Source organism: Mycobacterium sp. (assembly GCF_035314905.1).
Classification (GTDB): domain Bacteria; phylum Actinomycetota; class Actinomycetes; order Mycobacteriales; family Mycobacteriaceae; genus Mycobacterium.
In genome coordinates this window covers 1-3949 of record NZ_DATFYW010000090.1, presented here as the reverse complement: position 1 = coordinate 3949, position 3949 = coordinate 1, and the positions used below count along the sequence as shown (strand labels likewise).

General features: G+C 69.2%; 3 protein-coding genes and 2 pseudogenes. All 5 read right to left on the bottom strand.

Annotation, left to right across the window (positions count from 1 at the left end; translation table 11 throughout):
• Positions 1–25: 25 nt before the first annotated feature.
• Positions 26–163, bottom strand: a pseudogene (locus VKG81_RS06820) (AraC family transcriptional regulator); the annotation flags it as partial.
• A 37-nt stretch (positions 164–200) separates the two neighbouring features.
• Entirely contained in the window at positions 201–2582 is a 2382-nt protein-coding gene (locus tag VKG81_RS06815) for an excinuclease ABC subunit UvrA (protein ID WP_324395076.1), read from the bottom strand.
• Positions 2583–2933: 351 nt separating this feature from the next.
• Positions 2934–3314, bottom strand: a complete 381-nt coding sequence (locus tag VKG81_RS06810) for a pyridoxamine 5'-phosphate oxidase family protein (protein ID WP_324395075.1) — start codon at positions 3312–3314, stop codon at positions 2934–2936.
• On the bottom strand, positions 3315–3671 hold the full coding sequence (locus VKG81_RS06805; protein ID WP_324395074.1) for a VOC family protein: 357 nt from the start codon (positions 3669–3671) through the stop codon (positions 3315–3317).
• 74 nt (positions 3672–3745) lie between these two features.
• Positions 3746–3905 (bottom strand): annotated as a pseudogene (locus tag VKG81_RS06800) (VOC family protein); the annotation flags it as partial.
• Positions 3906–3949 lie beyond the last annotated feature (44 nt).

Here is a 3949-nt window from a genome sequence, read left to right as displayed (position 1 = left end):
CCCTGGATGGTGGTGTCCATGGCGGTCAGGCTAGCTGCGGCCCGGTGCCCCGCGCTTCTCGATTCCTGATCGGTCTGGTCACCTGTTCCGCCACGCACGGCGGCATCCCCGCCGTCGCGCGCGCCGCGTGGCGCCGGTAGGCGCCGGGCGGCATACCGGCCAGGAGAGAACTCATCTCACGGTGTCCGCGAGGGCCTCGGTCAGGTGCCGACGTAGGCCGCGAGGTGCTCGCCGGTGAGGGTGGAGCGGGCAGCGACGAGGTCGGCGGGTGTGCCCTCGAAGACGATTCGGCCGCCGTCATGGCCGGCGCCGGGGCCGAGGTCGATGATCCAGTCCGCGCGCGCCATGACCGCCTGGTGGTGCGCGATGACGATGACCGACTTGCCGGAGTCGACGAGCCGGTCGAGCAGGCCGAGCAGCTGCTCGACATCGGCGAGGTGCAGACCGGTGGTCGGCTCGTCGAGGACGTAGACGCGGCCCTTCTCGGCCATGTGGGTGGCCAGCTTGAGCCGCTGCCGCTCGCCGCCGGACAGCGTAGTGAGCGGCTGGCCGAGGCTGAGGTAGCCGAGCCCGACGTCGGCGAGCCGGTAGAGGATGGCGTGCGCGGCCGGCGTGCGCGCCTCGCCGGCGCCGAAGAACTCCTCGGCCTCGGTCACCGACATCGCGAGCACCTCGCTGATGTCGCGGCCGCCGAGGTGGTGATCCAGCACCGATGCCTCGAACCGCTTGCCCTCGCACTCCTCGCAGATGGTGGCGACGCCGGCCATCATCGCCAGATCGGTGTAGATGACGCCGATGCCGTTGCAGTTGGGGCAGGCGCCCTCGGAGTTGGCGCTGAACAGCGCCGGCTTCACGCCGTTGGCCTTCGCGAACGCCTTACGGATCGGGTCGAGCATTCCGGTGTACGTCGCCGGGTTACTCCGCCGCGAGCCACGGATCGGGGTCTGGTCGACCGACACGACCCCGTCCCGCCCGGACACCGAGCCGTGGATCAGCGAACTCTTGCCGGAGCCGGCGACACCGGTGACGACGACAAGCACCCCGAGCGGGATGTCGACGTCGACGTCGCGCAGGTTGTGCGTCGTCGCGCCGCGGATCTCCAGCGTGTCCGTAGGCTTCCGCACCGTCTCCTTAAGGGCGGCCCGGTCGTCGAGATGGCGGCCGGTGAGGGTGCCGCTGGCCCGCAGCCCCTCGACAGTGCCCTCGAAGCAGACGGTGCCGCCCGCCGTACCGGCGCCGGGGCCGAGGTCGACGACGTGGTCGGCGATCGCGATCGTCTCCGGCTTATGCTCCACGACCAGCATCGTGTTGCCCTTGTCGCGCAGCCGCTGCAGCAGGTCGTTCATCCGCTGGATGTCGTGCGGGTGCAGACCGACGGTCGGCTCGTCGAAGACGTAGGTGACGTCGGTCAGCGACGACCCGAGGTGTCGGATCATCTTGGTGCGCTGTGCCTCGCCGCCGGACAGCGTGCCGGACGGGCGGTCGAGACTGAGATAGCCGAGCCCGATCTCGACGAACGAGTCGAGGGTCTCCCCCAGCGCCGCCAGCAGCGGCGCCACGGACGGTTCGTCCAGCCCGCGCACCCAGTCGGCGAGGTCGCTGATCTGCATCGCACAGGCGTCGGCGATGTTGATGCCCCTGATCCGCGACGACCGGGCGCCCTCGCTGAGCCGGGTGCCGCCGCACTCGGGACAGGTCGTGAAGGTAACCGCCCGGTCCACGAACGCCCGGATGTGCGGTTGCAGCGACTCCCGGTCCTTGGAGAGGAACGACTTCTGGAATCTCGGGATTAGACCCTCGTACGTCAGGTTGACGTTGTCGACCTTGATCCTGGTCGGCTCCTTGTAGAGCAAGTCGTTGAGCTCGGTCTTGGTGTATTTGCGGATCGGCTTGTCCGGGTCGAGGAAGCCGCAGCCGCTGAAGATGCGGCCGTACCAGCCGTCGACGCTGTAGCCGGGGATCGTGAGCGCACCCTCATTGAGCGACTTGCTGTCGTCGTACAGCTGAGACAGGTCGAAATCGGTGACCGAGCCGTGGCCTTCGCAGCGCGGACACATGCCGCCGGTGCGGGTGAAGGTCTGTCTCACGGTCTTGCCGGCGCCGCGTTCGATCGTGATCGCACCGCTCGCTCGGACCGAGGGGACGTTGAAGGAGAACGCGTTGGGGGAGCCGATGTGCGGCTGCCCGAGTCGGCTGAAGAGGATGCGCAGCATCGCGTTGGCGTCGGTGGCGGTGCCGACCGTGGAGCGGGCGTCGGCACCCATCCGCTGCTGGTCGACGAGGATCGCGGTCGTCAGCCCTTCGAGCACGTCGACCTCGGGCCGCGCCAGCGTCGGCATGAAACCCTGGACGAAGGCGCTGTAGGTCTCGTTGATCAGCCGCTGCGACTCCGCGGCGATCGTGCCGAACACAAGCGAGCTCTTGCCCGAGCCGGAGACGCCGGTGAACACCGTCAGCCGGCGCTTCGGGATTTCGACGCTGACGTCCTTGAGGTTGTTCACGCGCGCGCCGTGCACGCGGATCAAATCGTGGCTGTCGCCAACGTGCAGCGCAGGCGACTGCGTGTCCGTCCTCGTGGCCATGCTCATAGTGTCTCCATCTGTTGGCCGGGGCCGCCTTCGCGGTATCCGTCGGCGTCGCCTGGCTCGATCTGACCAGCTTCGAGCAGTACGTCTGGTTCTTCTTCGTCGGCGCGGTCGCGGCAACGGTCCGCTGTCTACCTGATTGGCGGTGCCGGCCGGGGTGGCGCGACGCCGGTCCGGCTGACGCTGGCCGGGGTCGCGCTCGGCGCAAGAACCAAGGCATCCACGCCGCTCCGGCCCGTGGGACCTCTGCGCCCCGGCCATGCGGCGCGCCCGGCCGAGGCATCAGACCAACCAGCGGCAGTCGCGCATCAGCTCGCGGTCGGACAGCTCGTTCACGTCGCGCCAAGCCTAGATGCGGCGCGGGAGATACGGAACCAGCGGGCACGGCGTGGCCAGCGCACGCGGGTCGAAGCCGGTGCGCGCGGCGAACCGGTCACCCCGCTGCTGCGGCAGCGCGTCGATCTCGAGGACCTCGACTTCGCCCTCGATCATGGACACGTCGCGGGTGTGGCCCAGCCCCAGCCGAACGGCCCGGGTGGCGGCCAGGTTCCTGCCGGTCGGGCTGTCCGTCGGCGTGGCCATCAGCAGCGCCTCGCCGTCCCGGTCGAAGGACAGCGGCACCAGGTACGGCGCACCGTCCGCCGAGGCACTGGCCACCCAGACGTCTTTGTCGTGGGTGAGCCGATGCTCGGTGTCGCGACGACGCTGAGCGCGGGAGCGGGTCGGCACTCATCGGTCCTGAAGCAGCCCCAGGACGTTGCCATCGGGGTCGGTGACGGTGGCCACCAGGCGGCCGCCACCTACGTCGCGCACGGGCTCCTTCACGGTGGCACCCGCGGCCGTCACCTCGGCCACCTTCGCCTCGATGTCCGGCACGTGCCAGTAGGCCACCGGCGAGGTCATGCCCTGCGGTCCACCGCCCGGCACTAGCCCGATGTGCTGGCCCGCGGCCTCGAAGCCGACGTAGTAGGACGAGTCGTTCTGCGGCTGTACGCCGAGCAGGGCGGCGTACACCGCCTTAGCCGTCGTCAGGTCGGACACGGGAACCAGCACGATCTTGATTCCCTGGGTGGAAGAGCCGGTCATGGTCACTCCTGAAGTCATGGGTCACATCGACCCGGTGTGTCTTGTCGAGCTTAAAGACGAACGGGAAGCCCGGAAATCGACGTGCCGAGCTGGTCGGCTGGCCGCGCCGTGATCCAGCGCATCCCGCCGTATCCGATGTCGTTGCGGACCTCGAAGCCGAGGGTGTCGCGATAGAAGGCCAGGGAGGCGCCCGGGTCGTTGTGCGGGAGAAAGGCCCTGGATGGTGGTGTCCATGGCGGTCAGGCTAGCTGCGGCCCGGTGCCCCGCGCTTCTCGATT

What these genes read in the sequence shown, in the direction of transcription:
- VKG81_RS06805 (WP_324395074.1), bottom strand. Translation starts at nt 3,671, where the DNA reads ATGACCGGCTCTTCCACCCAGGGAATCAAGATCGTGCTGGTTCCCGTG.
- VKG81_RS06815 (WP_324395076.1), bottom strand. Translation starts at nt 2,582, where the DNA reads ATGGCCACGAGGACGGACACGCAGTCGCCTGCGCTGCACGTTGGCGAC.